Source organism: Kitasatospora sp. NPDC057936, from assembly GCF_042887525.1.
Taxonomy (GTDB): domain Bacteria; phylum Actinomycetota; class Actinomycetes; order Streptomycetales; family Streptomycetaceae; genus Kitasatospora.
In genome coordinates this window covers 58,681-84,815 of the sequence record NZ_JBHVPD010000002.1, presented here as the reverse complement: position 1 = coordinate 84,815, position 26,135 = coordinate 58,681, and the positions used below count along the sequence as shown (strand labels likewise).

The window sequence follows — 26,135 nt, the reverse complement described above, 5'->3', positions numbered from 1 at the left end:
GGTCAGGATGCTCCACCGCCGGTCGATCGTCAGCCGGCGATCCAGGCCTCCTGTTCGCATGCCATGGGCGGGAGCGGCTGCCACCTGACGGGGACGTCGCGCATGACGAGGGCGCAGTCGAGCATCGCGCTGCCCGGGGGGAAGCGGTCCGGGTCGTCGAAGAAGGACGATGCGGCGGAGCGGACCCGGCCGGCGTCCACGTGCCAGGCGTCGGTTCCCAGTTCCATGCCGTCCAGGTGGTGGCCGGCCCTCGTGGGGGAGAAGCCCTTCGCGCCGAGCCGGAAGAAGCGGGAGGCTTCGGTGAGGTCGGCGAAGAGTTCGCTGCCCCGCAGGTCGTCGGCCAGGTCGACGGTGACGTCCACGCGCGTGCCGCCGTCCCGGGCGGCCAGTGCGACGCGCACCCGGTCGGGGGTCTCGTGGACCTCGAAGTCCGCGCGGCCGTGTTCGCCGGGGAAGAGGCGGCCGCCGGCCCAGGCGTTGAGCGGCGAAGCCGTGTCGCGCCGGGGGATGTAGACGCCGCTCTCGACGCCGTCGGGGCCGTCCCACTCGACGGCGATGCGGTGCGCGGCGTTCTCGCTCCGCAGCCCGAACACCCTGGGCGCCCAGGCGGGCCGGACCTCGCCGAGGCGCAGCAGGCAGATGCCCGCGACCGCGTGGCCGTTCGCCAGGTGGGGGCGCAGCGGGCCGGGGAGCAGTCGTGCGGCGACGTCCGGGTCGACGCGGTAGTTCACCAGGAGGCGTCGTTCGACGACGCTGGACAGCTTCGGCTGCCTCATGATCCCTCGCCCTCGGTTTTGGGCCGCCACTTGGTGTGGCGGAGCACGATCTGTTCGGGGCAGACGGCGCTGAGGAACCGGCCGACGCACATGGCCAGGCGTTCCTCGGCGAGGGCGTAGATGATCCGGTTGCCCTCCCGCCGCTCGGTGACGAGTCCGGCGCCCTTGAGCACGCCGAGGTGGCGTGAGATGGACGGTGCGCTGATCGCGAACCTGGCGGCGATCTCGCCGGCCGCGAGCTCGCCGCCCCGCAGGTCTTCGAGGATCTGGCGCCGCGTCGGATCGGCGAGGGCGCGGAAGGCTCCCGCCTCGTCCTGGGCTTCTGTCATGCCTTCTATTTAGCATCTTGGCTAAATGTCTAACAAGTGCTCTGTGAGCTTTCTGTGGGTTGGCGGGTTGGCGGGTTGGTGGGCTGGCGGGCTGGCGGGTTGGCGGGCTGGCGGGCCGTCGGGAGCAGGCGGAGGCTGGAGGAGAGGGGGCCGGGGCCGCGAGGAGCGAGCACGCATGGGCGAGACGGACGTACTGGTCGTGGGAGCCGGACCGGTCGGGCTGACGGCCGCCGCCGAGCTGCGCCGCCGGGGCGTCGCGTGCCGGATCGTCGACCGCCTGGCGGCGGCGCAGCCGTACGCCAAGGCCGTCGGGATCCAGCCGCGCACGCTGGAGCTGTGGGACGCGATGGGGCTGCTCCCGCGCGTGCTCGACGAGGCCGTGCCGCTCAAGGGGCAGCTGACGTACCTGAACGGCGAGCCCGGGCCGCGCCTCGACCTGCGCCTGCCGCCGGACGTGCCGTACGGGTTCGCCGCGCTGCCGCAGTACAGGACGGAACGCCTGCTCACGGAGCACCTGGCGGGTTTCGGAGCCGCGGTCGAGCGGCGCTGCGAGCTGACGGGCCTGGTGCAGGAGGACGGGCGCGTCCGGGCCTCGCTGGCGACTCCGGAGGGTGACGAGGAGGTGTCGGCGCAGTACGTCATCGGCTGCGACGGCGCGCACAGCCGGGTGCGGCGGTCGCTCGGGATCGGCTTCGAGGGGGACGCCTTCCCCTCGCGCTACATGCTGGGCGACGTCGCCGTCGACTGGGACCTCCCCGAGGGTTGGGCCGTGCGGTCCATGGGGACCGATGGCGACGCGCTGATCTGCGTCCCGCTGCCCGAGGGTCGTTACCGCCTGTCGATGCTCGCGCCCGCCGAGCAGCCGGCGGAGGCGGACGGCGGCGTCGCGCACGGGCTGGAGGACGGCTGGCGGCCCTCGCTCGCCGACCTCCAGGCGGTCGTCGACCGGCTGTCGCCGCGCCCGGCCACGATCGGTGACCTGCGCTGGTCCTCCTCCTTCCGGATCAGCCACCGCCTCGCGGACCGCTACGCCGACGGCCGGGTCTTCCTCGCCGGCGACGCCGCCCACATCCACCCGCCGACCGGCGGCCAGGGCATGAACACCGGCATCCAGGACGCGTACAACCTGGCCTGGAAGCTGGCACTCGCCGTGCGCGGCCTGGCCGCCGACGGGCTCCTCGGCACCTACCACACCGAGCGCCACCCGGTGGGTGAGGAGGTCGTGGGGCGCACCGTCCGGCACGCCCGGTCCGGCTTCACCGGGGAGGGGCTGGAGCTGCGGCGCGAGGCACAGCTGCTGGTGAACTACCGGGGCGGGCCGCTGAGCGAGCCGGAGGGCGAGTTGGAGGGCGAGTTGGAGGGTGCGCTGGAGGGTGCCGAGGTGCCCGTTCCCGGCGACCGGGCGCCGGACTGCGGGCAGTTGGAGCGCCCGCTGGTGTCGCACCCCGTGCGGCTCTTCGACCTGCTGCGCAGCCCGCACCACACGCTGCTGCTGTACGCGGGGCCGGAGACGGAGCTGCGCAGCCTGCAGGCCTGCGCCGAGGTGGCGGGGGCGGCGGCGCACGGGCTGCTGAACACGTATGTCGTCTTCGCGTGCGGGGCCGAGCCGTCGGCCGGGCTGTTTCTCCCGAGCCTCCGGGACGCGGGCGGTGCCTTCCGGGAGGCGTACGCGGCGACGGACGGCGAGGCCTTCGTGATCCGGCCGGACGGCTACCTGGGCGCGCGCCTTTCGGTCGGCGACCCGGGGCGTTTGGTCGGGCATCTGCGGCGCACGTTCGCGGCGGGGTGAGCCTGGCGGTCGGTGCTTCGCTCGGTGTCGAGCGCATCGCCGGGCGGTGCCTTTTCCTTCCCTGAGTGGGCTGAGGGCAGCGGGTGGTCGGAGCACTATGCCCATCTCGCGGACGCGCACACCCTTCGGGGCGAAGGCGGCCACCTTCGGGTGAACCACGTGTCCACTGTCCTCGGTAGTGCTGCTTCCCTCCTTAGGGTGCCGTTTGAGGTCAGCCGTTCGGCGAGCCCGGGAAGTACGTAAGGAGTCAACTGCTATGTCTGCACCCGTCGTTGATGTCTGGGGTCAGGTTGCCCCTGGGGCCCGGTCCTCGCTTCCCCCCGCTCCGGAACCGCATGAGGAGTGGGCCCTCGCCGGCGGAACCGCCTGGGTCTACTACAGCCCGCTGAACCGCAGGCAGCTCGTCCGTCCCGTCATCCTCTCCGACGGCTTCTCGAGCGGGGCGAGCAACCTCGACCAGCTCTGGAACGGCCTGGAGGAGAACGGCGACTTCCGCTTCATCTCCGAACTCCACGCGACCGGGCGCGACGTCATCATCCTCGGCTACGAGGACCGGACGGCGTCGATCACGGCCAACGCCGACACCGTCATCGACTGTATCCGCAGGACCATCATGGAGCGGGTCGGCAGGGCGAAGCTGACCGTGGGCGGATTCAGCATGGGCGGACTGGTCACCCGCTACGCGCTGGCGAAGATGGAGCAGGACCCCGCCCTTCCCGACCACGAGACGGCCCTCTACCTCTCCTACGACACCCCCCACCAGGGCGCATGGTTCCCCATCGCCCTCCAGGCGTTCACGCACTTCGCGACGGACAACTGGGGAGACGAGCCCACCCTGGGGCCCGTCCTGCGCCAGTTCTCCGGGCTGCTCAACAGCACGGCCGCGAAGCAGATGGCGCGGTGGCACATCGCGAAGGCTGACGGCACCGCGGAGCAGGCAGAGGAGCGGGCGGCGTTCCTCCGGGCGCTCGACGCGGTCGGTGGCTGGCCGCGGAACGTCCGCAAGATCGGTGTCGCCAATGGTGTGCACTCCGGCGACGGCAACGGCGTCAAGGCCGACGAGACCGCGGTGAAGTGCGACGGTGAGACGCTGCACGACACGTGGCTCAAGACCCAGGCGCAGGGTGACCAGGAAGTCGCCCGCCTGCAGAAGACCGGCGGCGAGCCGGTGCGGGTCCGCACCAGCGGGCTGCCCGACATCGACGGCGCCCCCGGGGGCCTGTTCACTGCGCCGTCCCCGGTGGGCGACACCGGCAGTTTCGGCCTGGCCGCCGTGCTGATGGGTCTTCTCGGCAACACCGTGGACCCGGACGTCATCACGACGTCCTGCTTCATCCCGGCCATCAGCGCCGTCGCCGCCGGGGACATCAGCGACCCGAAGGCCCTCTACCAGCCGATCACCCCGGACGGCAGTGCACTCGACGCCTTCGCGTGCGCCAGTCGCAACGAGGGGCACACCACGATGACCGAAGAACTCGGCGCGTGGATCGTGAACGAGATCGTCACGGCCGAGTAGCCACAAGGGTGGGCGGGCTGCCGCCGAGGCGCCCGCCCACCCAGGGCCGCCCGCCGCCGACGCTCACGGCCGGTGTGGCACGCGAACCCGGCACACCGTGTCCCACCGGCGGTGCCAACCCGGTCCACTGGGCATCCGACCGATCCCCGCGCCGGACCCACTGAGCCTGGCGGTGGGCGCTCGGTGCGGGCTGGTCGGCGAGGAAGGGTGCTTGGCGATCGAGAAGTCGGAGCGGCCGACTTCCTGTGCGGGTCAGTGGGTCAGGTGGTGTGGTCGGTGATGGCCGTCCAGCCGGGGGCCAGGGGCAGGTGGCCGGTGCGGTGTGCTTCGCGTTGGTCGGAGACCCATTGCTCCAGTTGGTCGACGGAGTCCGTGGCAGGTCGGCCCGTCGTGTCGAGCCGGTGGGTGTGCCACCGGGGGTCCGCGGCGGTCCAGGTCGTCCAGCGGTGCCAGGCCATCTCCGGGCCGCTGCCGCCGGTGATGACGTCCGGCCGGTGGCGGGGATCGCGTGCGTGACCGCGGTGCCAGGCCGCCCAGCCGAGGAAGGCGTCCACGGCGGAGGAGTCCCACCGCCCTGCGTCCCGTGCGGTGAGCCTCTCCCGGCGGACGTCGTCGGCGACATCGACCAGGCACACTGCGATCCCGTCCAGCAGCGGGGCCGAGGGCGCCGCCAGGACCTCGCCCAGCGGGGACTGGCCGGTCAACAGGAGGTCGGCGCCGCGGTCCTGGTACGTCAGGGCGCGACGCACCCACAGCTCGGTCATCCGGTGCCGCCACTGGCGGTCGGCGTTCTCCGGCACCCCGACCTCGTCGAAGTCGTGCACGGCGACCTGCCGGAGCCGGCCGGCCACGGCGAAGGCGAGCGTGGACTTCCCGGAACAGCTGGAGCCGGTCAGTTTCAGCAGCATGCAGCGAGGATGACAGTCCGGCGGTGGCTTCCACGACCGGATTTTCAGCGCTCCCAGTAGTCGATGTCGGGCAGCCGGACCCAGATGTCGGCGGGGCCGGTGACGGCGCGGGCGCTCGTGGTGGTGGCGGTAGAGGTAGCCGACCAGGACCTCCTCAGGGGAACCGCCGAGCTGGGGGCGCCAGGGATCGGCACCGGCGGCCACGAGGGCCCGGGCGTAGTCCGGCCGGTTGGTCATGACGGCCTCCCACAGTGCCGTCGTCCGGTCCTCAAACGCGTCCACGTCCGAGAGGCGGCCGGCCGGTTCGGCCACCACCTTCGGAGAGCCGAAGTCTGCTGCGTGGTGCAGTGGGAGCCTGCCGCCCCAGACGTTCGGGTCGGTGCCAGCGTCGAGTCGTGCGCGGATCCCGCAGTGGTTTCGCCAGCTCTCCTCCTTCTGCCCGGGTGGGCGCGGGCGTCCGTTTCCGTGGACGATCGCATGCGGGTCTGCCACGACTTGTGCGGTGCGCAGGAAGTCGGCCACGTCGACTTCCTGCGCACCAGGTCGTGGCGAAATCGAGGTGCGGTGGGAGGCGGCGTTCGTCCACACTGCGCGTCATGGGGGTGGACGATGCAGTGTGGTCGCCGCGGCGGCGGGCGCTGGCGCATGTGGCCGGGCTGGCTCGGGGCGGGCCGCTCGATCCGCGGCTGCGGCTGACCATGAACTTCCATCCGGACCGGATCGCGGGTGGCGAGCCGGTCCTCGTCAGGATGGCGTCGGACGGGCGTTACCACTCGCAGTTCGTGACGGGCACCAGCAACGGCGGCCTGACGGCCCGGCCGGGTGGGGACCGGTGGCACTGGGAGAGCCGGATCTTCGCGGGGGCCTACGACGATGCGCCGCCGCAGGAGCGCCCCGTCTACGGCGCTCTGGACTTCCGGTGCGATCCGGCAGGCGGCGCGCCGCGGTTCGGGTCCTCGTACTTCAGGCTCTCCGCCGCCACCCTCGCCCGTGCCACGTTCTGCTATCCGGACAGCTCCACGGACCCGTCGGCCTTCGGCGTCGCCTCGCGCTGCGCCCTCGTCGAGCTGGCCGAGGTGGACGGTCTCGATGCCGTGGACGGCCACATCGAGGCGCAGATCCACGGGCCGGTCCGGTTCGACCGGGACGTCGAGGCGCTGGTCCTCGATCCCAGCTATCGCGGCACGCCGGTGGAGCGCGCGGCGCGCAGGCTCCCGTGCCGGGTCGAGTGGCACCCCGGATTTCGGCTCTCCGTCGGGGAGTTGCGGCGACACCCGGGCTACCGCGGGCAGGAGTACGTCGACCTGGGGGCCGAGATCGCGGTCGACGGCCGGCTCGATCCGAGGATCGTCGGCGATGCCGTCCGGAGTGGGCGCCATGACCCGCAGGACCTCAAGAAGGTCTGGCACTGCCTTGCCCGTTTCGGCCCGCCGCTCCGCGTCGAGTCGCAGGCGGGGAACCGCCGGGCCAGGTTTCGCTGTCCGTAGGGGAGACGGGACTGCGGCCGATAGCGCATGGTCAGAACCGTTGGCCGCACCCAGGATTGACGGCTTGGGAACGGGGGGAAGATGGCTCGGCGATTCATGCTGATCACGTCACTGCTGCTGTTCGCGATGGGCGTGTGGGCGGTGTTGCACACGCAGTGGACGCCTGCGGCTGCTGCCGCCGATCAGCCCGTCGCGGCGGTCACGGGTCCCACTCCCGTCGCCGCTTCAGGCTCTCCCCAGCCCAGTGCGGCCTCCGCCACGCCCGCCGTGTGGACCCAGAGCAAGCTGCGCGACCACCTGGTGGCGGAGTTGAACGCCTCCGACCCCGCCCAGGCGCTCGCCGACCTGGCCAGGATCACCGACAGCCAGCCGTACGTCAGCCGGATCTGCCACCCGGTCGCCCACGACCTCGGGCACGCGGCCCTGCAGAAGTACGTCGACGACTTCGCCAAGGCCGCGTCCTTCCGCAACGACGTCTGCGGCTCGGGCTACCTGCACGGCATCGTCGAGGAGAAGCTCTCCCAGAGCCCCGACCCCGCCTCGGCCGTCACGAAGCTCTGCGCGCCCGACGAGTCGGCCTCGTGCATCCACGGTATCGGGCACGGCGCGATGTTCGTGTCGCGGCTGAAGCTGCCCGACGCCGAGCAGCTGTGCCGCAAGTTCTCGCAGACGTACCAGGTGGTGGCCTGCTCGGAGGGCGTGTTCATGCAGCTCTTCGAGCCGGACGAGACCGACCCGGCCGCCACCGCCCAGCTCCCCGCGGACAGGCTGGCCGCCGACCCGCTGTACCCCTGCCCCGAGCAGCCGGACGTCTTCCAGGGGGCCTGCTATTTCTACGCGCCGGTCTACTTCCTCCAGAAGCACGACTACGCCGACCACCCCGAGAGCTTCGCCGAGGCCCTGCGCTGGTGCCTCGCCGCACCCACGTCGGACGGCCGGCAGGCCTGCACCCGGGGGACCGGCTCCCGGCTGATGAAGTACAACATCGACCGCCCGGCGTGGGTCGGCGACCAGTGCGAGGCGGCCCCGGAGGCGTGGCAGCGGCCGCTGTGCGTCAGCGGCATGACGAGCTACTGGAACGTCAACTACCACGACAAGTCTGCCAAGGCCCGGTTGTGCCCGCAGCTGTCGCCCGCCGCGCGCAACGACTGCCGCTCCGCGGCGGCCGGCAGCGGCTCGGCGGACTGAACGCCATGGGAGGTTCGCTGACAGGAGGTGTCAGTGGAGCGGCCGTAGCCTGCGGCGCATGAGCCTGAACATCGTCGAATTCCGCCAGTACACCCTGCACCCCGGCACGCGCGAGACGCTGATCGAGCTGTTCGAGCGCGAGTTCGTGACCGGGCAGGAGGCCGTCGGCATCACCCTCGGCGGCCGGTTCCGCGACCTCGACGACCCGGACCGGTTCGTCTGGGTACGCGCGTTCCCCGACATGGCGCACCGCCGGCGCGCGCTGGAGGCGTTCTACACCGGCCCGGTCTGGCGGGCGCACCGCGACGCGGCCAACGCCACCATGGTCGACAGCGACGACGTCCTGCTGCTGCGCGGCCCGGGCTTCGCCCCGGAGCGGGGCACCCGCGAGGTGGCCGCGACGGTCTGCGAGCCGTCGGACGCGGCGGCCTTCGATGAGTACGCGGCCCGGTACCTGGGCCCGCACCACGCGCTGCACCGCACCGAGCACGCCGAGAACGACTACCCCGCCCTGCCCGTCCGCACCGGGCTCGACGTCCGGCTCTGGTTCGGCCCGGCCGAACCGGCGCCCTGGCCGGTCCGGCGGCTGCGGCTGGAGCCCGTGGGGTGAATTGTCAGTGGGGTCAGGTGTAGTGGTGTCCTGTCCGATCCCTGTTGCGACCCGGAGGTGCCCATGGCTCGTTTGAACGTCCGCTCCGGCCTGGGGCCCGGCGATCCGGAGGTGCCGGTCGCCGTGCTGGTCATCGACTCCGACGGCACGCCCGGCGAGCGCGCGCTGAGCAGCTACAGCGCGTTCGGCCACGAGGGCGACCAGGTGTCCTACCTGCTGCAGACCGACGGCTGGGCCGAGCACTCGTACACGGGGGAGCGGCTGGCGGTCGACATCGCGCTCCACCCGGGCGGCCTGGAGCGGCTGGGAGTCGACCCGGCCGACTTCCCGGTCCGGTCGAGCTTCGATGCGAACTACGTCCTGGTCCTGCACGCCGAGACGACCGTCGATCCGGCGATGGCCGGCCAGGTCTGGGAAGGCACGGCGGTCTTCACCTCACCAGGAGAGGACTGGCCGCTCGTCCTGGCACCGCCGCCCGAGGAGCCCTACGGGGACGAGGAGGAGGACGACGGCCCGGTGAAGGAGTAGGAGGAGCCTTCGAGAGCCGTCGTGCCGATCGCCTCGGGCAGCCGTTAAGTGGATGAAGGCCACGTGGCCGGTCCGAGGAGGCGCAGAGGCATGGGCTCGTCGTCGAACTGTCGCACGATCAGGAATCCAGCACCGCCCGGCGTCGACTCGCTCCGGTTCACGCCCCGGCGCGGCCTCGATGCCATCGCGGACCCGAGGCTCCGGGGCATGGCCGCCGAGGTGATCACCACGGGGGTCGTCGAGGAGATTCGTACCGAGTTCGGTGCCGTCACGCATTCCTACGATGGTGCCGGGGCCCGGGCCATCGCCATGGCCCTGGCCGCGGAGTTGGCCGCGTTCGACATCTCCTGTCCGGCGGGGGTGATCCGTGACGTGACCCTCATGCGCGCCCTGATGCTGCCGGACCTCGATGACGAGGTCGCGCTGGCGGTGAGCCGGGTGTGGGTGTTCGCCGTCTACGTCGACGACGTGTGCGCGCGCGACCGTGCGGAGTTCGAGGCCGTTCTGCAGGCCGGGATGCTGCCGGAGCGGGTGTCGGTGTCGTCCAACGCACGGTACGTCCGGCACATGTTCGGCGAGTTGGGCCGCTTCTGCGACGCAACGTTCCTCGCCGTCTACAAGACCTTCTTCTACAACGCCATGACGGGCGTCCTGATGGAGGGCGAGTTCACGGCGGAGGCGTCGGATGGCATCGACACCGAGTTCGTCCGGGCTCGGTCGGGGTACTGCGAGATCTGGTCGGCCGCGCTCCAGTTCGCCGCCCCCTCCCTGGAGATCGGCGCCGACCGGCGCTTCTGGGCGGCGGCGCTGAGCCCGACCGTGGGCTTCCTCAACGACTTCAACGACCTGCTGTCCTTCTACAAGGAAGCGGTCGACGGGGACGACTTCCTGGCCAGCAGGATCTACCGGCACGCGATGACGCGCGGCGTCCCATATCTTGATGCGTTCCGCGACGTCCTCGTCGCGGCGAGGGCGACCCACCGGCGCCTGCGGGACCTGGCCAGTGCGGAGCAGTATCCGTACATCGACCGTTTCGTGACCGGCTTTGTCCACTGGCACTTCTGCGTGCCGCGCTACCGGTGGCAGGACGTCTACCCGACGCTTGGCTGATCGTTTCAGAGCTGGTCGGGGCCGCCTCGGCAAACGGGTAGCGACTGCCCAGGCTGCTTCGTCAGAATGTGGTGGTGACCGTAAACCCGGGTTTTAACGCGATACTCGTGACGTTGGACCGAACTCTCTCAAGGCCTTACGCCGTCACGCCCAGAGGTACGGGGCATGAGTAGGGTCGATCCAGGCTGTTGCTGGTACTGCGGACGCCCCTCCGCGAGCGTGCCCGAGCAGGTCGTCCGGGACGGGCGGTTCTACTGGAGTGACAGCCGGACTTGCTCCGAGTGCCCGGACGAGGACTCTGAGGGAATAGGGCCGACATGGCTTCGGGATGCTGTCCTGCAGGCCACGGGAGGTGCTGTGGTTAGGGTTGTCGCCGAGCGACCCGCCCGGGTCCATGTCCTTCGTATCCTCCGCCGGACCTACGGTGGGACGGTTGCCGAGACCGCCGGAATGCTGCGTGACCTACTTGGCCCAGGCCTGCGGGTCACGCCCGCAGAGGCTGAGTTCCTGACCGCCGAGTTCTCTGTTCTGGGGCTCCTCGCGAGTCCGATACGGCCGGGCTGATCGCTTCAGGAAACCTTTGCGGAGTCGACGCAAGCAGATGATGCTGCAGGCGAGTTCGAGCAGCCAGACGTCCGGGATGGCGGTGGTGGCGAGGAGGTCGTTTCGGAAGCAGCGGGGCTATGCGTTCCCAGAGGCCGTCGGGAACAAGATCATCAGTCACCCACCAGACCCTGCCCAGACGCGGCGTCAGACGCCAGCCGACACTCCGATCTCATTCTGAAATGATCAATAGGTCCGAGACGTAGGAAGTCGGGCCGGCCGACTTTCCACGCGGGGGTGAGGGCGTGAAATCCTCGGGTGCATGGCGGAATTGGGGGGACACCCGAGCGGCAGGGTGAGGCTGCTCGGGTTCTGGGCGATGCCCGGGGGAGACGGGACGCTGCCGGATCCCCGTGACTTCGTAGACGCCGGGTGGGACGAGTCGGAGCGGCTGTGGGTCGCGGACTATCTCGACCGGGGCCAGGTCGCCGGGGAGTGGATGGGGACTTCCCGCTGTAGGTTGTGCGGGCGGGCCAATGGCTCGCGCGATCTCACCGACGGCGTCTACCTCTGGCCGGAGGGGCTCGGCCACTACGTCGTCGACCACGCCGTGAGGCTGCCGGCCGAATTCATTGAGCACATCGAGCGGCGGTTGGAAGTCCTGGACGGGCTGGAGCGGGACGGCTCGTGGTGGCGGCGGTTCGGGCGAACCCAGTCATCGCGTGGATGCTGATCAGAGTGGGGCGATGAGCATGAGAACCCCTGGTGTGGGAAGGCACAGCCTTGGCCGTCGGCGGGCTGCGGATCGAACGGGTGAAACACTCGAAGGTGACATGTCATGTCCCTGTGGTGCGGGAACTGTTCCGCGGGCGCACGGATCCTGTCCGGGACGGTCCTGGACGCCTTGTGCTGCGCTCGGAGGAGCTGTTTCATGTCCATGATCCGCACCGCGCGGGGGCGGGTGTTCCCGTCCACCCTTGCTTCCCTTGTCTCCCTTGTCTCTCTTGCGACCGGCGTCGTTTTCCTCGGGGGTGCCGCTCCCGCTCACGCGACGCAGGCCAGTACCACCGACGTGGCGTGCAAGAGCGGGAACCTCACCCTGAACATCGCCGAAGACGGCACCGTGAACGGCAGCGCCACCCTGACGAACTGCGCCTCGCCGATCAATCCGGGCATCACTTCCGCGACCGTCTCGATCAGCGGCCACGCCACCACGCTCCTCAACGGGGCGACCCTCGTCACCAGTACGGACATCACCACTTGGAACACCGGTCAGAGCACCACGGTCAACGAGACCCGCACCATCGTGGGCGGGACCAACGTCACGGAGGTCGGCGTGGGCGAGTCGGTGGGCGGTCTGTTCCATCCGGCGACGGAGTCCGAGTCCGGGCGCGGCACGAGGAGCTCCATGCGAGCCCAGGCCACCGAAATCATCTTCGTTCTCGAAGGCGTACTGGAAGTCGGCTGATCCGAAATTGCACACCGGAGGGCCGATATTGATCGTCAATTTGGCTTCCGGGAAAGAAAGTTAAACGGCTGCAACTCTCGGTCGTGCGTGTGCTACGTTCCGTGCCATCAAGAGAAAAACGTTGACCCCGGCGGTGCTACCAACACCCCGGGGTCTGGCACAGGAGCAGGACCTCCGATGCGTGTACATCGTAGCGCGCACACGCGCTCGTTCACCGTACTTCCCAACGCCGCACTGCAGAATCGTCGGCTCAGCTACACTGCGCGCGGTCTGCTCGCCGATCTCCTCTCCCGGCCCGACGGGTGGCGGGAGGACGGGCGGCGCATGGCCGACACCAGTCCGCAGGGGCGCTGTGCCGTGCAGAAGGCCCTCAAAGAGCTGACGGACGCCGGGTTCTACCGCGTCGAGGTGGTCCGGTTGCCGGACGGGACGTTGCGCAGTGAGGCGCACGTCTACGACACGCCGCAGGTGGTGCCGGGTGCCAAGGGTCCGGCGGCCGGTCGGCCGGTGGGCGGTCCCCGTGTCGTTCCTGAAGTAAAGGAACGTGAGCAAGAACCCACCCTCCCGGGCGACTCGGACTCGGGCCCGGGCGCGGCGGCGCGGACGCTGCTCCAGGTGGTTCGCCCGGAGCCGCGGCTGCGGCTCGGGGAGCGGGAGGCGGCGGCGCTGGCGCCGCTCGTCGAGGAGTGGCTGGAGCGGGGGAGCGGTCCGGCCGATCTGGCGCAGGCGTTGCTGCCCGGGTTGCCGTCGCCCGTGCACTCGCCGGTGGGGGTGCTGCGCGATCGGCTGGTGCGGAAGATGCCGCCGGTTCACACGGTGGCGCCGAAGCGGTATGCGGAGTGCTGGGAATGCCGTGATCCTGTGCCACGGCCCGGGCGTTGCCGGGCTTGTGAGGGGGAGGGGAGAGCCGGCGCGGCCGTCGATGCGCGGGGTGCCGAGCGTGCCCGGGCGGCCTTGCAGGCGGCCAAGGCGCCGAGACGGCCGCCCGGTCGTTCGTGAACTCCCGGCCCGGCGTTCGCACTTTCGGATGAGGCCGGGCGGCAGGCCGTCCGGACGGGTCGATCGTCCGCCGACAATCGGGGCACGTGCTGGTGCCGGCCGAGGGAGCGCGCGTGTCGAACGAGCAGGACCGGGACGAGGCGCCGGGTGCGGTGCTGCGCCGGATGCGGGGCGAGCGCGGGATGAGCCTGTCGGCGCTCGCGAGGCAGGCGCACTTCAGCAAGGGCTACCTGAGCCGCATCGAGACCGGCGAGCGCCCGATGTCGCTGGACGTCGCCCGTGCCTGCGACGCCGCGCTCGAGGGTGACGGCGATCTGGCGGCGATGGTCTCCGAAGGAGCAGCCGACGCCTGCCCGTACCCCGGGCTCGCCGCGTTCCAGGCCGGCCAGGCCCGGTGGTTCTTCGGCCGCGAGCGCGCGAGCGCCCGGCTGGTCGCCTGCGTCGGCGAACGGATGGACGGCGGCGGCCCGTTGGCGGTGGTCGCCCCGTCGGGGACGGGCAAGTCCTCGCTGCTGCGGGCCGGGCTGGTCCCGGCGTTGGCGCGCGGGTGCCTGCCGGGGTCGGCGGGCTGGCGGGTCGAGGTGTGCACGCCGACGGCCCGGCCGAGACAGGTGCTGGCCAGGCTTGATGCCGTTGCCGACGACGGCGGACAGGCCCTGATCGTCGTCGACCAGTTCGAGGAACTGTTCACGGAGTGTCAGGACGAGAACGAGCGGCGGGCGTTCGTCGCGGCGCTGTGTGCGTGGTCCGGGCCGGGGCCGCGTACCGTGCCCGTCGTGATCGGCGTGCGCGCGGACCTGTACGGGCGGTGCCTGGCCTATCCGGAGCTGCTCGCCGCGCTGGAGAACGGGCACCTGCCGCTCGGCCCGATGAACCGGGCGGAGCTCGTCCGGGCCGTCGAGGGGCCGGCTGCGGCGGAGGGGCTGGAGCTGGAAGTCGGCCTGGTCGACCTCCTGCTCTCCGACCTCGGGGCGGATCCCGTCGAGGCGGGCACTCTCCCCCTCCTCGCCCACGCGCTGCTCGCCACCTGGCAGCAGCGCGAGGGCCGGGTGCTCACCGTGGCCGGTTACCGCCGCACCGGCGGCGTCCGTGAGGCGCTCGCCACGACGGCGGAGGCGGTGTACCTCCGCCAGCCCCAGGACGGCCGGGCCGCCGTCCGCAGGATGATGATCCGACTCGTCCACGCCGACGACGGCGTTCGCCAGGCCCGCCGTCGCGTCCCGCTCGAACGCCTGCTGTGGCACGAGCCCGCCGAGCGGCGCGACCACACCCGCGCCGCCGTCGAGGCGCTCGGCCGGGCCCGCATGCTGACGCTCACCGGCGACGGCGTTGAGATCACCCACGAGGCCCTGCTCACCGCCTGGCCCCGCCTGCGCGAGTGGCTGGACGCCGACCGCGAGGGCCTGCGGGTGCACCGGCAGCTCGGCCAGGCGTGCGAGGCGTGGCAGGACGCCGGGCGCGACCCGTCCGCCCTCTACCAGGGCACCCGCCTCGCCCTGGCCCGGGAATGGGCCCGGGGCGACGGCGCGGGTGCGCTCAGCCCGCCGGAGCTCGCGTTCCTCACCCGCTCGCAGGAGGCCGAGGAGGCGGCGCAGCGGGCGGCGCTGGCGAGGGCGCGCCGCCTGCGCCGGCTGACGGCGGCCCTCGCCGGGTGCCTGGCGCTCGCGCTGAGCGCCGGGGCGGTGGCGTGGGGGCAGCGCGGCCGGGCGGTGACGGCGGCCCGGCTGGCGCGCTCGGACGAGTACGCGGCGCAGGCGCAGGCGGTGGCGGCGACCGAGCCGGACGTCGCGATGCTGCTGGCCGCCGAGGCGTTCCGGGCGGCGGACACCCCGCGCAGCCGCAGTGCCCTGCTGAGCGCACAGGGGCAGTCGCTGGTGGGACAGTTCGGCGACGCGGGCGGACGCGCCGTGAACGCCGCGGCCGTCTCGGCGGACGGCCGGACGGCGGCGACCTCGGGCAACGACGGCGTCCTGCGGCTGTGGGACCTCCAGCCGGACGGGTCCGCCTCCCGCGCCCGCTTCGCGCTGTCCGTGGGCCCGTCGTCGCTGCGCGCCGTCACGCTGTCCCAGGACGCGGCGCTGGTTGCGACCGCCGGCGCGGACGGGATCACGCGGGTGTACGACACGAGCACGCCCGCCCCTGCGGTACGCCAATACGCGGCGCACGGTGGCTCGGTACGCGCCCTCGCGTACGCTCCGGTGGGCCGACTCCTCGCCGAGGGCGGCGACGACGGGACGGTGCGTCTCTACGACGACGCGGCGCCCGCCAGGCCGCCCGTCGTGATCGGCGAACCCGGGCACGGCGGAGTGCTCGACCTCGCGTTCTCCCCGGACGGCCGCACGCTCGCCGTGGCCCGCGCGGACAGTGCGGTGCTGCTGTGGGACGTGGCCAAGGGCACCGCGGGTGAGCCCTGGCAGCTCGGCCCGGACCTCCGCGCCCTCGCCTTCAGCCCGGATGCGTCGCTGCTCGCGGTCGCCCAGCCGGACGGCGTGCGGATCTGGCACACCGACACCCGGGCGCCCGCCGCCGCGCCCCTGACCGGTCACACGGACGCGGTGCTCGCCGTCGCCTTCGCCCCGGACGGCCGCACCCTCGCCACCGGGGGCCGCGACAACGCCGTCCGCGTGTGGGACACCGCGACCGGGCAGCCGGTGGCGACGCTGTCCGGGCACAGCGGACCGGTGAACGCCGTGCGGTTCGTGTCGGACACCCTGCTGCTGACGGTCGGCGACGACGCCGTGAACCGCCTGTGGCGCCTGGGCGACCCGGTATTCGTCGCGCACCCGGCCGCCGCGGTGCTCTCTCTCGACGGAGTGTCAGGACCGACCGGTCCCCAGGTCGTCGCCGGTGCCGTCGACGGGACGCTCCACCTGTGGGACGTCGCCCGCCACACCGAGGTCACCTCCCGTCAGGCCCACACCGGCGCCGTCTGGGGCATCGTCCACAGCCCGGACGGCAGCCTGCTCGCCACCGCCGGGGCCGACCACGTCGTCCGCCTCTGGCACACCGCAGACCTCTCCCCGGCCGGCGAGCTCACCGGCCACACCGGGCCCGTCAAGGCGCTCGCCTTCAGCGTGGACGGCAGCCGCCTCGCCTCCGCCGGGAACGACGGCGTCGTGCGGCTGTGGGACGTCGCCACCAGGGAGCCGGCGGGCGAGCTGACCGGCCACGACGACGAGGTGTTCGGCCTCGCGTTCATCGGCGACGGCACGCTGCTCGCCTCCGCCGGACAGGACGAGACCGTGCGCCTCTGGGACACCCGCACCGGCCGCGCGACCGTCCTGCACGACCACCACGACACCGTCTTCGGCGTCGCCGCCAGCCCGGACGGCACCCTCCTCGCCACCGCCGGGCGCGACGGCGAGGTGCACCTGCGGCCGGTCGCGGACCCGCAGCGCGTCACCGTCCTGCCCGGACACACCGGCCCGATCGTCAACGTCCGGTTCAGCCCCGACGGCACCCGGCTGGTCAGCGGCTCCCGCGACCGGACCGCCCGGGTGTGGCGGGTGCCGGGCGGAACCCTGGAGGCGGAGCTGCGCGGTCACGCGGCGGCTGTCCAGGACGGCGTGTTCACGGACGCCCGCACGCTCGTCACCGGCTCGCGGGACGGCACGCTGCGCCGGTGGGACCTCGACCCCGGGCGCGTCCTGGCCCGTGTCTGCGGGCTCGCCCCGAGGCCCGACCCCGCTCGCTGGCAGCGGCTGGTGCCGCAGGAGCCGGTGCCGGCGGCCTGTCACTGAGGGTGGCGTCGTCCCAGGTCGGAGGGTGTTGCCAGGTGCCTGGCGGCGCCGGCAACGGACAACCCGTTCAGCCGGTGGCCAGGAGGCCGAACACTCCTGGTGACGGCGGAGCGGCCGGAGCCCCGGCGCCCGCCGTACACCGAGAGGACCACAGCGATGACGCACCACCGTTCCCTGGCCACGGCGCTGGCCACGGCCGCCCTCACCCTCACCACCGCGCTGGGCGCCCCGCCCGTGACCGCCACCGCCCACCCCGCGTCGGCGGAGTCCGGCTGCTCGGCGGGCAACTTCTGCCTCTACACGGAGCAGAACCGCACGGGCGGGCTCCTCCAGCGGGCGAGCTACGACAACGACCTCAGGAACACCAAGGTCGGCTACAACGCGCTGTCCTGGTGGAACCACAGCGACTCCGCCTGGACGGTCTGGACCGATCCGCACTGCAGCGGGTACTCCGTGACGCTCCAGCCCGGCACGTGGGGCAACACGTCGGCGGACTGGTACAAGAACATCCGCTCGATCAACGCCGAGGGCTCCCTCACCAGGTGCCGAACCTCCCGCTGAGACCGTTCCCCGAGCACCGCGCCGCCGCCACGAGGGGAGCGACGGCGCGGTGCCGGCCTCGTCAGTCCTGACCGGTGATCATCGACATCAGCAGCCCGTGCGTCTCGGCGTCCGCCGCCACGAGCAGCCCGCGGCCGCCCGCCCCGGTGCCGATCGGGGTGCCGTCGATGCCGGTGACCACGCAGCCGGCGGCCCGGCACAGCGCGATGCCCGCGGCGAAGTGGACGCTCCCGGACAGGTCGCCGCCGTCGGTGACGTACGCGGCGCGCTTGCCGGCGGCCACCCAGGCCAGCGCCAGGGACGTCGACACGACCCGCGGCCGGAAGCGTTCGACGAACCGCGCGTCGGCGAGCAGTTCCACGGCCCGGAACCCGGGGGCGCCCGGGAACGGCGGGTCGAGGTTGACGTCCACCAACTGCGTGGCGGCGGTGGGCGTCAGCGTCGCGTCGGTGCCGTCGCGGCGCACCCGGGCGGTCGTGCCGTCGGTGAAGAAGACCTCGCCGCCGAACGGATCCGCCACCGCCGCGGCGCCGTCGCGGAGCGCGACGTTGACGGCCACCACCAGGGTTCCCGCGGCGTAGTTGAGCGTCCCGCACAGGGGATCCACCAGCCACTCGCGCCCGGCGCCGACGGCCCCCTGCCGCCCGCCCTCCTCGCCGAGCAGCGCGTCGTCCGGCCGGGCCGCGCGGATGACGTCGAGGATCGCCTGCTCCGCCGCCACGTCGGCCGCGGTGGCGAAGTCCCCGGCGCCCTTGTCGATGCGGGCGAGGTCCTGCCCGTACATCGCGCGCACCACGTCGGCACCGGCGCGCGCGGCGGCGATGGCGACCTCGGAATCATCCATGTTCGTCAGCGAGTTGATCACGGTGAGCAGCATACGAGCGGTACGTGCCGGGAGCCATGCCGTGGGCCCGTTTGAACGCGGCGGCGAAGGCGAACTCGGAGCCGTACCCGACCCGGGCGGCGACGACGCGCAGGGGCGCGTCCGTCGCCCGGAGGTGGCGGGCGGCGGTGGTCATCCGCCACCAGGTCAGGTAGCCGAGCGGTGGCCGGCCGACCGTCGAGGCGAAGCGGCGGGCGAACGCGGCCCGGGAGAGGCCGACTTCGGCGGCGAGTTTGCCGACGGTCCAGGGCTCGGCCGGGGCGTTGTGCACGGTGTGGAGGGCGGCGGCAACGGCGGGGTCGGCGAGCGCGGCGGCCCAGCCGGCCGCCGGACCGTCGGCGGGGCGCTCGGCGAGCCGGCTGCGCAGCACGTACATCAGCAGGGTGTCGAGGAGCGCCGGGATGATCGCGCCGGTGCCCGGGCGCGGCGATGCCACCTCGGCGGCCAGGAGCGTGACGGCGGCGTGGAGTTCGGGGTGACGGTCCGGATCCGCCGGGAGGTGCAGGAAGTCCGGGAGGGTCAGGAGCAGGGGGTGCGTGCGGGTCGGGTCGAGCTCGTACGCCCCGCACAGGACGACGGTGGCCGGGCCGCTCAGGCCGAGGCGGTCGACGGTGTCCGCGACGTAGGCATCGCCGGGCTCGTCCGGCCCACAGACCGGGGCCGTGAGCGGGGTCGCCGGGTCGTCGGCCAGCGCGTGCCCGCTGCCGTGCGGCAGGAACAGCACGTCGCCCGCGCCCAGTCGGACGGGCTCGGCGCCCGGCGCCAGGAACCAGCAACTCCCCTCCAGCACCACCTGGAACGCCACCGCCCCGGGCACGGCCGCGAACCGCTGCCCCCACGGCGCATGCCATCGAACCCACGCCGAGCGGGGACGCCCGGTCCGCGCCACCGTGATCACATCGCTGAGAACGTCCACGGACCGAGCGTATGCGGCGAGTCGCCAGGCGCCCGTCCGAGCAGCGGCTTCGGGCGCGAGCGCGGCCGCCGCACGAACCCGGCGGTATTGCCCCTTCCAGGGCCGGGTGTTGGGTGCTGCCCGGCGGATGGTGACTGTGCGTATCGAGCGGCGGAGGCTGTGCCTTCGTCCCGCGTTGCGGGCACCGGGGGGCGGCGCAGACTGGGGGATGGGGGACGTCGACGAGGCGCCCTGGAGGTACGTCATGTCCGACGGAGTGGAACTGCGCGGAACGTTGCGGAAGGTGGAGGACGTCGAGTTCGAGGTCGTGCGCGTCACGATCGACGTCGCGGACGACGCGGTGCGGCGGGAGCTGGAGAAGGACCCGGCAGGGACCGTCAGGCGGTTCCTGGAGTCGCAGGGGTTCAAGGTCAACGCGATCACGGCGCCGGAGCCGCAGCCCGGCCTGCCGTACCACCCGGGGTACATCCACATCACCAGCGGAGGGGACGAGTCGAAGTGGTCCCCGGTCTTTCCCCTGGCCGACGGCGACGCGGTGAGCGCCGGCGCCGAGCGGGTGCGGGTGGGGACCGCCGAACTCTTCGAGGTGACGATCGAACTCGACGACGCGGCGCGCCGGGCGGTCGCCGCGGACCCGGCCGGGGCGTTCCGGCGGTTCTTCGAGTCCCGGGGGCAGGTGGTGAACGGGGTCACACCGGGTCCTCCCGGTGCCTCGGGGCCGCTGGGCGGAGGGTTCTGGGCGCACGAGAACAGCGGGCCGGAGCGGTCCCAGTGGTACCACATCTTCCCGTGAGGGCCCCGCCCGACGGGCAGGGCCCACCTCCGGGGCCTACCTCGTGCGGCGCTCGGCCACCGCGACGAGCGCCACCCTCGGGACCTCGGCGACGTAGCCGTCGAGCACCGGGCCGACCAGGGGGCGGGCGGGGGCGTTGAGGGGCGTGCAGAGGCCGGCGAGGTGGTCGGTGTGGTCGAAGGCGGCGACCAGGAGCTCCCAGGCCCGCTCGGGGCCGAGCGCGGCGAAGTGGTCCGTCAGGGCGTAGGTCTCGGCGAGGTGGTCGACCATGGCGGCCTTCGCGTCCTCCGGGGAGGCCGCTCGGACGGTGAACGGGTCGTAGACGTCGAGCAGGCGCACGGCGACGGGGTGCGGCGCGAACAGGTCGAGCAGCTCGGTGCGGGTGAAGTGCGGGTGGTCGTGGCGGACGGCGGCGTGGGGGTCGACGACGGTCCGGAAGAACGCGGCCGTCGGGCTGTGCGGCTCGAAGTCGTGCAGCACGACCCGGCCGCCCGGCCGCAGCACCCGCACGGCCTCGGCGACCACGGCGGGCCGGTCGTCGGACGGGACGTGGTGCGTGCCGTAGGCCAGCAGCACCGCGTCCACCGTGCCGTCGGCGAGGAGCAGCCGGTCGGCGGACTGCCGGACGGCGGGCAGGCCGTGGGCGAGGGCGGCGGCCACCATGGGGCCGGAGAGGTCCCCGGTCAGCAGGGCCAGCCCGTCCGGCACCTGTCCGGGGCGGACGGCGGCGGCGCGCGCGAGCGGACCGTCGCCGCCGAGCACGTCCAGGACGAGTGCGTCGCTCGCGCCGCCGGTGGCCAGGCGGAGCAGTTGGCGGCCGCCGGTCCAGTGCACGAGCGGGTTCCCGGGGGCGCGCGGGGAGTCGGCGCAGACGGGGCTGAACTCGTCCGACGGCGAGAAGAGCCGGCGCATGGCCGTGGCGGACCCGAGCCGCCCCGGATCGAGCGCCCGGTGCCACTGCGGGTGCCGGGCGGAGAGGTGCCCGAGGTACTGGTCGAGGGTCATCGCGGGCAGGTACGACGGCGCGGACACGGGCGGCTCCTTTGGCAGGCTCGGCACACCATCAATGCCCATCGTGGGGGCGGTCATTCACGTGATCCACGGGTGCGAATCGGCTGACCAGGCGCACGGCGCCCCCCGGGGCCGTGGGATCCTGGGCGACGATCGTCGGTGGGTGTGAACGGGGGAGAGTCCGGCATGGGGCATCCGGTGCGGGAATGGCTGGACGACGCGTGGGCGCGGACCCGGCTCGTGCAGGTGATCGTGGGCGGGGAGGGGGAAGGGCCGCTCGCCGGGCGCGATGTGCTGGGGTGGGTCGAGAACCCCGACGAGCTCGCGCAGCTTCGGTCGCTCACGACGGAGGGCGGCTTCACCGGGGACATCTGCCGGTGCCTGGGCAGCCTGACGCTGAGCCTCCACGACGCCGACGGCGAGCCGGTGGGGTCCGGCACCATCCACAGCACGGACGTCGCCTGGGAGCGGGCCAGGTTCCGGGACAACCTGACGGTCGCGGACCCGGTCGGCCTGACGCTGTTCCTCGCCGGGCGCGGTGCGCCGGGGCTTCTCCTGAACCTCGTTCCGCGGCTGTCGTACGCCATGGGGCTCCGTGAGGGGGCGCACCAGACCCGGCAGGCCGGCCACGGGCGGTACGGCTCCGGGGAGTTGGTGCGTCGGCAGGCCCCGGTCTCGCTGCGGCCGGCGCTGGCGAAGGTGCCCGGGCGCGACGCCGGGCAGTTGCCGGAGGCCCAAGTGGGCGCGTTCCGCGAGCAGTTGGCCGCCGACTACCCGGATCCCGCCGACCGGGCAGCCGCGCTGCTGACGTGGCTGGGCAGCCTGCCGCATCCCATGGAGGCCGAGTTCGGGGAGGGCGTCCTGGTGCTGCGCCTGCTGGAGGGCCTGGATCCGGTGGGATGTGCGACTGCGCTACCGCAGCCGTTGGACGACAGGGTGGTGCTCGGCCTCCTGAGGTGGGCGTGGGAGCAACCGGTGGACCTGGACCTCGTCGACCTCGCCGAGCCCACCGTCCGTGCCCTGCTGGGCTGATCGTTCAGGACGGCGTGTGTCCCCACCACAGGTGTGGGTGGCCGTGCGTGGACCGTGGCGAGGTGACGAGGTCGGTGACGAGGGCGGGCTCCCCGGCCGGCACCAGGTGGGAGTAGCGGCGGGTCGTCCGGCTCCACTCCAGGTAGCCGCTCATCGCCGTGCGCATGCAGTCGGCGATCCGGAGGGCGGTGGCGGTGTCCCGCAGCCCGACCGTGCTCAACAGGCGCTGCTCCAGGGCGAGGAACTCCTCGCACCAGGCGCTGATCATGCCCTGGATCTCGCGGACGCTGTCGGCGCGGTCGCTGCCCAGCTCGTTCTCGATGACGAGCACGAGGTTGTGGAGGTCGCCGCGCGATTCCTCCTTCTCGACGGAGTGCACGTCGTTGAGGGTGTCGACGACGTCCGCCGTGATGTCGAGCATCCGGCGCACCACGGCGTCGGCGTAGAGTCGGCGCGGGAGTTCGAACCCGTACGCCTTCTGGCTGAGGTCGATCATCGCGTACACGAAGCCCGACCGGCGGCGCAGTTCCGCGTACTCGGCGCGGGTCGGGACGCGGCGGCGGGCGCGGTTGTGCGCCTCCTGGGCGTAGGCGCCGAGGTACCACTGCCAGTGCTGCCCGGTGCGCTCTAGCCAGGCGGGCGAGGCGCCGTCGGCGAGGCGCTGCCACACGTCGCCGAACGCCCGGATCAGTGGCCCGGCGCCCGCCGGCGGCCGCCCTCCCGTGGCGATGACGGTGGCGAAGTCCGAGCAGACAGCCGCCACTTGGTCCGGCTGGTCGGCGAGCGGGCCGTCGACGTGGTCGTCCAGGAAAGTCGCCACCACGACCGCGTCGACGGTCAGGTCCAGCTGCGCACCGCTCGCCCGGGGGTTCCAGGCGGCCATGAGCCCGGCGATGTCCCAGCGCAGGAAGCGCACTTCGTCGACCGGCTCCGCGATGAGCCCCTGTCGCCGGCACCAGAGGAGGCTGCGGTGCCGGGCGGCGTCGGCGTCCGGACTGGTCAAGGTCCGGAAGGGGAGGGTGAACGCGGTGTCCTGGGGCATGCTGGGGCCCTTTCGGGGGAAGGGTGTTCGGGCCGTCGCTCGACCAAAGGGTGACGGCGCCGGTCCCCGCCCGCAAGGGGGCGACTAAGCCGCCACTCTCCGTATTCCGGTTGCGTGCGCTGACAGGATGGCCGGATGGAGCAGATCTTGCGCAGGGCGGGCGACGTGTTGGGCACCGGGCTGACGGACCCGGTGGACCTGGGCGGCAGCAGCCGCAGCGCCGTGCTGCGGTGCCGGACGGCGGTCGGCGGCAGCGTCGTCGTGAAGGCGTTCAAGGGCGGGGACGGGGCGGTGCGCTGTTTCGCGCGCGAGGCCGCCGCGCTCTCGCTCGGGCTGGGCGGCCCGCAGTTGCTCGCCGTCGACCCGATCGTGCCGCTGTTCGTGATGGCGGACCTCGGCACGGCGCCGACGCTGGCGGACGTGCTGCTCGGGGACGATCCGAAGGCCGCCGAGGAGGGCCTGCTGGCCTGGGCGCGCGGGCTCGGGCGGCTGGGCGCTGCATCGGTGCACCGGCAGGCGGAGTTCGAGCGACTGGTGGCGGAGTCCAGTACGGCGGTGGCGCCGGAGGAGCCGTGGATCCGGCAGTCCGTCACCAAGCTGCTGCTGCGGCTTGAGGAGACCGGGATCGCCGTGCCCTCCGAACTCGCCGGGGAGCTGGCGCGGATCGGCACGGCCGGCGGGGAGGAGTACCCCGCGTTCACCCCGGGCGACACCTGCCCCGACAACAATCTGCTCACCCCGGACGGCCTGCGGCTGATCGACTTCGAGGCGGCCTGCTACCAGTCGGTTTTCCTGACGGCCGCCTACTGCCGGATGCCGTTCTCCACCTGCTGGTGCGTCTTCCGGCTCCCGCCCGGCCAGACGGAGGCGATCGAGGAGGCCTACCGCACCGAGATCGTCGCGGCCTATCCCGCACTCGCCGAGGACGCCGTGTGGCAGGCCGGGATGCAGCAGGCCATCGCGGCCTGGACGGTCTACACCACCGTCTGGCTGGTCCCGCGCACGGCGGAGAACAAGCCCCTCCACCCTCGGCGACCGTCCCCGACCGTGCGGCAAGTGCTGCGCCACCGCTGGGAGATGGCGAGCGGACTGACGGACTTCCCGGCCCTCGCGGAGACGGCGGGGCTGCTGCTGCGGAAGATCGCGGGCGACTGGGACGACGAGCCGCTGCCGGGGTACCCGGCGTTCGTGAGCGGCCGGGCGTCGTAGCAGGGGGCCTACCCGGTCGTTCCTCCGGTGAAGACGTTCCTGTCCTGATGGAGGAATCATGTCGAAGTTGCGTACCGCCCTCGCCGCCGCCGTGCTCGGGGCCGCCGTCGTGGTGCCCGCCGTTCCGGCCCACGCGGCGGCCTCCACGCCCGAGGCCCGGGTGAACACCTTCTTCCGGGAGTACCGCCGGGCCGTCCTCGACACGAAGGACCAGTCGCCCGCCGAGGTCCGTGCCCACTACCTGACGGCGGACCTGAACAGGCGGCTCGACGCGTGGGCGCAGGCGAACGACGCCGACCCGGTGTTCCGCGCCCAGAACGTGCCTCTCGACTGGTCCACCCGCTACGAGGGCAGCGGCGCCGGGCACGCCACGATCGTGTTGACGGAGAAGTGGGGCGGGGGCACGTCGCAGGACGTCTGGTACTCGGTGCGGCTGGACACCCTCGTCATCAGCGACCTGGAGGACCCGCCGGCCAATTCTTAGGACAACGGGTCGGTCGGCCGGGCGGGAGCGTGGGCGAACGGACAGTCAGATGACTGATGTCCTGCTCCTTCGCTCACCGACAGCCTTTCCGTGAGCGGTTCGGGGCTCCGGCGATCTCGTCGGGCCCGGGCGGAACCCTCGCGGGAAGGCCTCTCTTCCCGGCCGACCTCCCGAACGGAGACACCCGTGTCCAAGATCCAACGAGGCGGCGGTCTGGTGATGACCGTCCTCACCGCCGTCCTCGCCCTGCTCGTCGGACTGGCCTCGCCCGCGTCGGCCGCCCTCGGCGAGGGCAGCCAGTGGTACCAGGAGACGGAGAACGAGGTGAACCTGCAGTCCGGGGACACGATCTCCGAGGCCCGCAGCCCCGACACCCTCATCCAGGTGTGGCGCGGGAACGACAACAACCGCGTCTGGATATCGCGGAACGGCGGCGCCCCGGTGGTCTTCCCTGGCACCCAGACGCAGGCCGCGCCCCGCGTGGTGTGGACGGCCAACGGCTTCTACGTCTTCCACACCGGGGTCGACGGGCGGATCTACTACACGCAGCCGCGGTTCACCCAGAGCGGGATCCTCTCGCAGAGCCAGCCCGCCAACTGGTGGTCGCCCGAAGGGAACGTGGTGACCAGGCCCAACCTGTCGCCGTCCGTCACCCCGGTCCGCAACGGCGAGATGCTCCTGTCGTGGGGGAGCGCGACCGACAACAACCAGTACACCGCCTCCTTCGACGGAGCGAACTGGGCCGCTCCCCGGCAGGTCCCCGGCGTCCTGAGCGACACGGCCAACTCCATTGCCTACAGCAGCTACTGGGACCAGTTCGCCCTCGTCCACCGCGGGCTGGACGGGCGCGCGTACGTCATGACGCGGGATCGCCGCTCCGACGTCTGGGGCCAGCCGCAGCGCCTCGACGACAACCTGCAGATCTTCGGCACCCCGAGCATCGCGTTCACCACGGAGACGGGCGACGGCGTCATCGCCGTCCTGGGCAACTCCGGCAACGGCTACCACCAGGCCTACCTGGGGCAGTGGACCGAGCGCAGCTGGAGCGGGTTCCAGCACGAGAACACGTACGCCGGCATGCGGAACAACCCATGGCTGACCGCGACCGCCCGGAGCGTCTTCCTCATCGCGACCTTCTATCAGGGTCTCGTCCAGTGGAAGGTCGGCTTCGACCGGCGCCCGTAGTGCACGGCGAGGGGCGGGGGCGTTTCCC

Annotated in this window: 25 protein-coding genes and 1 pseudogene; 17 read left to right on the top strand and 9 right to left on the bottom strand. The window is 72.5% G+C overall.

Features of this window, described 5'->3' with window-relative positions; translation table 11 throughout:
- Positions 1–29: 29 nt before the first annotated feature.
- Entirely contained in the window at positions 30–776 is a 747-nt protein-coding gene (locus ACFVU9_RS01520; protein WP_387588837.1) for a DUF2071 domain-containing protein, read from the bottom strand.
- Positions 773–1,105 carry a metalloregulator ArsR/SmtB family transcription factor gene (locus tag ACFVU9_RS01515; protein ID WP_380495174.1) on the bottom strand — a complete coding sequence of 111 codons (333 nt, stop codon included), beginning with the start codon at positions 1,103–1,105 and terminating at the stop codon, positions 773–775. The genes ACFVU9_RS01520 and ACFVU9_RS01515 overlap by 4 nt, the downstream gene beginning before the upstream one ends.
- A gap of 175 nt (positions 1,106–1,280) precedes the next feature.
- On the opposite strand from ACFVU9_RS01515, the gene ACFVU9_RS01510 reads away from it, so the two are divergent.
- A complete protein-coding gene (locus tag ACFVU9_RS01510; protein WP_387588836.1) occupies positions 1,281–2,894 on the top strand; it encodes an FAD-dependent monooxygenase in 1,614 nt (537 codons plus the stop codon).
- A gap of 256 nt (positions 2,895–3,150) precedes the next feature.
- Positions 3,151–4,410 carry an esterase/lipase family protein gene (locus ACFVU9_RS01505; protein WP_387588834.1) on the top strand — a complete coding sequence of 420 codons (1,260 nt, stop codon included), beginning with the start codon at positions 3,151–3,153 and terminating at the stop codon, positions 4,408–4,410.
- A gap of 260 nt (positions 4,411–4,670) precedes the next feature.
- Here ACFVU9_RS01505 and ACFVU9_RS01500 read toward each other — a convergent pair whose 3' ends face one another.
- Both ACFVU9_RS01500 and ACFVU9_RS01495 read right to left on the bottom strand, forming a co-directional pair.
- Positions 4,671–5,318 (bottom strand): hypothetical protein, encoded by a 648-nt coding sequence (locus tag ACFVU9_RS01500; protein WP_387588832.1) that lies wholly within the window; start codon positions 5,316–5,318, stop codon positions 4,671–4,673.
- Between the two features lie 44 nt (positions 5,319–5,362).
- Entirely contained in the window at positions 5,363–5,512 is a 150-nt protein-coding gene (locus ACFVU9_RS01495) for a hypothetical protein (protein WP_380448147.1), read from the bottom strand.
- 402 nt (positions 5,513–5,914) lie between these two features.
- Here ACFVU9_RS01495 and ACFVU9_RS01490 point away from each other — a divergent pair, with 402 nt between their 5' ends.
- The 5 genes from ACFVU9_RS01490 to ACFVU9_RS01470 all read left to right on the top strand — a co-directional run bounded on the left by ACFVU9_RS01490 (position 5,915) and on the right by ACFVU9_RS01470 (position 10,241).
- Positions 5,915–6,805: a DUF3626 domain-containing protein gene (locus ACFVU9_RS01490; protein ID WP_387588830.1), complete on the top strand. Its 891-nt coding sequence runs from the start codon at positions 5,915–5,917 to the stop codon at positions 6,803–6,805.
- Positions 6,806–6,901: 96 nt separating this feature from the next.
- A complete protein-coding gene (locus ACFVU9_RS01485) occupies positions 6,902–7,993 on the top strand; it encodes a hypothetical protein (RefSeq protein ID WP_387588828.1) in 1,092 nt (363 codons plus the stop codon).
- A 58-nt stretch (positions 7,994–8,051) separates the two neighbouring features.
- Entirely contained in the window at positions 8,052–8,603 is a 552-nt protein-coding gene (locus tag ACFVU9_RS01480; protein WP_387588826.1) for an NIPSNAP family protein, read from the top strand.
- Positions 8,604–8,666: 63 nt separating this feature from the next.
- Positions 8,667–9,131 (top strand): hypothetical protein, encoded by a 465-nt coding sequence (locus ACFVU9_RS01475; protein ID WP_387588824.1) that lies wholly within the window; start codon positions 8,667–8,669, stop codon positions 9,129–9,131.
- 207 nt (positions 9,132–9,338) lie between these two features.
- Positions 9,339–10,241, top strand: a complete 903-nt coding sequence (locus tag ACFVU9_RS01470; RefSeq protein ID WP_387588822.1) for a hypothetical protein — start codon at positions 9,339–9,341, stop codon at positions 10,239–10,241.
- 631 nt (positions 10,242–10,872) lie between these two features.
- On the opposite strand, the pseudogene ACFVU9_RS01465 reads toward ACFVU9_RS01470, so the two are convergent.
- Positions 10,873–10,965 (bottom strand): annotated as a pseudogene (locus ACFVU9_RS01465) (IS5/IS1182 family transposase); the annotation flags it as partial.
- A 141-nt stretch (positions 10,966–11,106) separates the two neighbouring features.
- On the opposite strand from ACFVU9_RS01465, the gene ACFVU9_RS01460 reads away from it, so the two are divergent.
- The 5 genes from ACFVU9_RS01460 (at position 11,107) to ACFVU9_RS01440 (ending at position 17,552) form a co-directional block, all read left to right on the top strand.
- Positions 11,107–11,517, top strand: coding sequence for a hypothetical protein (locus ACFVU9_RS01460; protein WP_387588821.1), 411 nt, complete (start codon positions 11,107–11,109; stop codon positions 11,515–11,517).
- Positions 11,518–11,715: 198 nt separating this feature from the next.
- A complete protein-coding gene (locus ACFVU9_RS01455; protein ID WP_387588819.1) occupies positions 11,716–12,252 on the top strand; it encodes a hypothetical protein in 537 nt (178 codons plus the stop codon).
- Between the two features lie 324 nt (positions 12,253–12,576).
- The gene (locus ACFVU9_RS01450; protein WP_387588817.1) at positions 12,577–13,251 is read left to right on the top strand and encodes a hypothetical protein; all 675 of its coding nucleotides are present in this window, start codon (positions 12,577–12,579) and stop codon (positions 13,249–13,251) included.
- Between the two features lie 113 nt (positions 13,252–13,364).
- Positions 13,365–16,991 (top strand): helix-turn-helix domain-containing protein, encoded by a 3,627-nt coding sequence (locus tag ACFVU9_RS01445; protein WP_387588816.1) that lies wholly within the window; start codon positions 13,365–13,367, stop codon positions 16,989–16,991.
- Positions 16,992–17,147: 156 nt separating this feature from the next.
- Complete coding sequence (locus ACFVU9_RS01440) at positions 17,148–17,552, top strand: peptidase inhibitor family I36 protein (protein WP_387588814.1); 405 nt, start codon at positions 17,148–17,150, stop codon at positions 17,550–17,552.
- Positions 17,553–17,613: 61 nt separating this feature from the next.
- On the opposite strand, the gene ACFVU9_RS01435 is transcribed toward ACFVU9_RS01440, so the two are convergent.
- Positions 17,614–18,417, bottom strand: a complete 804-nt coding sequence (locus ACFVU9_RS01435) for an inositol monophosphatase family protein (protein WP_387588813.1) — start codon at positions 18,415–18,417, stop codon at positions 17,614–17,616.
- Positions 18,389–19,351, bottom strand: a complete 963-nt coding sequence (locus tag ACFVU9_RS01430) for an AraC family transcriptional regulator (RefSeq protein WP_387588811.1) — start codon at positions 19,349–19,351, stop codon at positions 18,389–18,391. The genes ACFVU9_RS01435 and ACFVU9_RS01430 overlap by 29 nt, the downstream gene beginning before the upstream one ends.
- Positions 19,352–19,595: 244 nt before the next feature.
- Here ACFVU9_RS01430 and ACFVU9_RS01425 point away from each other — a divergent pair, with 244 nt between their 5' ends.
- Positions 19,596–20,144 (top strand): hypothetical protein, encoded by a 549-nt coding sequence (locus ACFVU9_RS01425; protein ID WP_380445023.1) that lies wholly within the window; start codon positions 19,596–19,598, stop codon positions 20,142–20,144.
- A 36-nt stretch (positions 20,145–20,180) separates the two neighbouring features.
- Here ACFVU9_RS01425 and ACFVU9_RS01420 read toward each other — a convergent pair whose 3' ends face one another.
- Entirely contained in the window at positions 20,181–21,176 is a 996-nt protein-coding gene (locus ACFVU9_RS01420) for a class I SAM-dependent methyltransferase (protein WP_380445024.1), read from the bottom strand.
- Positions 21,177–21,341: 165 nt separating this feature from the next.
- Between ACFVU9_RS01420 and ACFVU9_RS01415 the strand changes: the two genes are divergently transcribed.
- Positions 21,342–22,187 (top strand): hypothetical protein, encoded by an 846-nt coding sequence (locus tag ACFVU9_RS01415; RefSeq protein ID WP_387588808.1) that lies wholly within the window; start codon positions 21,342–21,344, stop codon positions 22,185–22,187.
- Positions 22,188–22,191: 4 nt separating this feature from the next.
- Here ACFVU9_RS01415 and ACFVU9_RS01410 read toward each other — a convergent pair whose 3' ends face one another.
- Positions 22,192–23,229, bottom strand: a complete 1,038-nt coding sequence (locus tag ACFVU9_RS01410; protein ID WP_387588806.1) for a hypothetical protein — start codon at positions 23,227–23,229, stop codon at positions 22,192–22,194.
- 135 nt (positions 23,230–23,364) lie between these two features.
- Between ACFVU9_RS01410 and ACFVU9_RS01405 the strand changes: the two genes are divergently transcribed.
- From ACFVU9_RS01405 to ACFVU9_RS01395, 3 genes are all read left to right on the top strand, one after another.
- Positions 23,365–24,438, top strand: a complete 1,074-nt coding sequence (locus tag ACFVU9_RS01405) for a hypothetical protein (protein WP_387588804.1) — start codon at positions 23,365–23,367, stop codon at positions 24,436–24,438.
- 58 nt (positions 24,439–24,496) lie between these two features.
- Complete coding sequence (locus ACFVU9_RS01400) at positions 24,497–24,922, top strand: hypothetical protein (protein ID WP_387588802.1); 426 nt, start codon at positions 24,497–24,499, stop codon at positions 24,920–24,922.
- 186 nt (positions 24,923–25,108) lie between these two features.
- Positions 25,109–26,107, top strand: a complete 999-nt coding sequence (locus tag ACFVU9_RS01395) for a hypothetical protein (RefSeq protein ID WP_387588800.1) — start codon at positions 25,109–25,111, stop codon at positions 26,105–26,107.
- The last annotated feature ends 28 nt before the right edge of the window (positions 26,108–26,135 follow it).

Coding starts and splice junctions, on each gene's coding strand:
- ACFVU9_RS01475 (WP_387588824.1), top strand. CDS start 8,667: ATGGCTCGTTTGAACGTCCGCTCCGGCCTGGGGCCCGGCGATCCGGAG.
- ACFVU9_RS01470 (WP_387588822.1), top strand. CDS start 9,339: ATGGCCGCCGAGGTGATCACCACGGGGGTCGTCGAGGAGATTCGTACC.
- ACFVU9_RS01400 (WP_387588802.1), top strand. CDS start 24,497: ATGTCGAAGTTGCGTACCGCCCTCGCCGCCGCCGTGCTCGGGGCCGCC.
- ACFVU9_RS01450 (WP_387588817.1), top strand. CDS start 12,577: ATGGCCGACACCAGTCCGCAGGGGCGCTGTGCCGTGCAGAAGGCCCTC.
- ACFVU9_RS01480 (WP_387588826.1), top strand. CDS start 8,052: ATGAGCCTGAACATCGTCGAATTCCGCCAGTACACCCTGCACCCCGGC.
- ACFVU9_RS01515 (WP_380495174.1), bottom strand. CDS start 1,105: ATGACAGAAGCCCAGGACGAGGCGGGAGCCTTCCGCGCCCTCGCCGAT.
- ACFVU9_RS01485 (WP_387588828.1), top strand. CDS start 6,902: ATGCTGATCACGTCACTGCTGCTGTTCGCGATGGGCGTGTGGGCGGTG.
- ACFVU9_RS01415 (WP_387588808.1), top strand. CDS start 21,342: ATGGGGCATCCGGTGCGGGAATGGCTGGACGACGCGTGGGCGCGGACC.
- ACFVU9_RS01510 (WP_387588836.1), top strand. CDS start 1,281: ATGGGCGAGACGGACGTACTGGTCGTGGGAGCCGGACCGGTCGGGCTG.
- ACFVU9_RS01500 (WP_387588832.1), bottom strand. CDS start 5,318: ATGCTGCTGAAACTGACCGGCTCCAGCTGTTCCGGGAAGTCCACGCTC.
- ACFVU9_RS01520 (WP_387588837.1), bottom strand. CDS start 776: ATGAGGCAGCCGAAGCTGTCCAGCGTCGTCGAACGACGCCTCCTGGTG.
- ACFVU9_RS01425 (WP_380445023.1), top strand. CDS start 19,596: ATGTCCGACGGAGTGGAACTGCGCGGAACGTTGCGGAAGGTGGAGGAC.
- ACFVU9_RS01490 (WP_387588830.1), top strand. CDS start 5,915: ATGGGGGTGGACGATGCAGTGTGGTCGCCGCGGCGGCGGGCGCTGGCG.
- ACFVU9_RS01410 (WP_387588806.1), bottom strand. CDS start 23,229: ATGCCCCAGGACACCGCGTTCACCCTCCCCTTCCGGACCTTGACCAGT.
- ACFVU9_RS01455 (WP_387588819.1), top strand. CDS start 11,716: ATGTCCATGATCCGCACCGCGCGGGGGCGGGTGTTCCCGTCCACCCTT.
- ACFVU9_RS01405 (WP_387588804.1), top strand. CDS start 23,365: ATGGAGCAGATCTTGCGCAGGGCGGGCGACGTGTTGGGCACCGGGCTG.
- ACFVU9_RS01505 (WP_387588834.1), top strand. CDS start 3,151: ATGTCTGCACCCGTCGTTGATGTCTGGGGTCAGGTTGCCCCTGGGGCC.
- ACFVU9_RS01460 (WP_387588821.1), top strand. CDS start 11,107: ATGGCGGAATTGGGGGGACACCCGAGCGGCAGGGTGAGGCTGCTCGGG.
- ACFVU9_RS01440 (WP_387588814.1), top strand. CDS start 17,148: ATGACGCACCACCGTTCCCTGGCCACGGCGCTGGCCACGGCCGCCCTC.